Origin of the sequence: Methylobacterium bullatum, from assembly GCF_014845095.1 — a bacterium.
GTDB classification, from domain to species: Bacteria; Pseudomonadota; Alphaproteobacteria; order Rhizobiales; family Beijerinckiaceae; genus Methylobacterium; species Methylobacterium bullatum.
Genome location: NZ_NKUG01000236.1, coordinates 1 through 1,396, shown reverse-complemented (window position 1 = coordinate 1,396; position 1,396 = coordinate 1). Strand labels below are relative to the sequence as shown.

At 44.1% G+C, this 1,396-nt stretch carries 1 protein-coding gene and 1 pseudogene; both read left to right on the top strand.

The window, feature by feature from the left end; all coding sequences use genetic code 11:
- Positions 1 to 660: 660 nt before the first annotated feature.
- Entirely contained in the window at positions 661 to 1,224 is a 564-nt protein-coding gene (locus MBTS_RS22550; protein WP_192216537.1) for a helix-turn-helix transcriptional regulator, read from the top strand.
- Between the two features lie 54 nt (positions 1,225 to 1,278).
- A pseudogene (locus MBTS_RS22545) lies at positions 1,279 to 1,396 on the top strand (IS5/IS1182 family transposase); the annotation flags it as partial.

The following is a 1,396-nucleotide window of genomic DNA, read 5'->3' as shown; positions in this document are numbered from 1 at the left end:
ACCGCGTCGCCCGTCGTGAATTCGCTATCCACCGTGCCGGTGATCGCCACCGCCGCGGAGGCGCCCTCGGCGAGGTTGACCACGTTGTCGGCGGTTACCGAATTGAGCGTCACTGTGGCCATTTTTCCCCCTACCGCTGCACCAGCAGCGACGCATTGACTGCGAATTACCGGGGTACCTACACGTCTGATTAAGAAGCCGCATCCCTCATTCATGTAATGAACGGCACATTTTAATATATTTTTTGCCCCCCCTCATATGAGGGATTGCAGGCCACAAAAAACCATGCTTGATTGCCATGTTAATCAAATAGTGATGCTATATCGCAGGAATAGATCCTGGATCGACAGTGGCTCAAGACAAATGTCTCCTGAAGTAGATTTTATACATACAAAAATAGGCTATCTAAGCTCTGAAGAACCGGCCTGTTTAGGTTCAGTTTCAGGTTGTCTAATGGCAATTCTAGTATGCTCTCCTAAGACTGCTGACTGTCTTGAAAAATCTGAATGGTACCTTGATACGGGATTCGGACCTTGCGATCTTCAGGGTATAATGTTCCCTTCATTAGAGGCAGCAAAATCTTGGATCAAAAGAAAAATAGACGAGCAATCAATCTAGGCTATTTTTATAACAAATCTATATAATAATTGGATCATTCCCGTGTCTTCTAGTGAATTGATTTCTGCTTTTACAAGTCGGATTGGTTGTGGAATAATCATTCTTGACAGTAAAGGAAAAGTAGATTATCTTAATAGTTACGCAGAAGAAATAGTAAGTTCTATTATTAATAGCAATTCAGAAACTAATATTGATTTAAGATCCGCAATAAAAGATATAATTCATACTTATAGCAATAGAATCCGACTCAATTCAGAGTCCTGGTTTATTATTCCTCGCGAAGGAAAAAGACCTCTGATGTTACATGCAATCCCAGCAGGCAATAATTCAGATCCTTACGAAAAGACATTCATCGTTATTACGGACTTGAATGAAGATAGAAGCCCAACTATCGAATGCTTGCAAAAATTCTTTAAACTTACTCTATCTGAAGCACAGATAGCTATACAGATTTCGCGTGGAAAATCACCAAGTGAAATTGCTCAGGAACGCAAGATCACGTTGTGGACAATTAGGGCACAGCTGACATCAATATTTTCCAAGACACAAACAAGTAGACAAGCAGAGCTTGTAGCGCTGATTCATAAAATCTCTTTTCTTTCCTAGATTAAGAGCGCCTAACAGAACGGCACCGAACGTTGCTTTCAGCGTTGGTTTGGCATGGCCAGACCGCTTCTCCCCGATGATCTCTGGGATGAGATCGCTCCGCTCCTCCCGCCGCCTCGGCCGCGTCCGAAGGGCGGGCGTCGTCCGATCGAGAACCGGGCCGCACTGACGG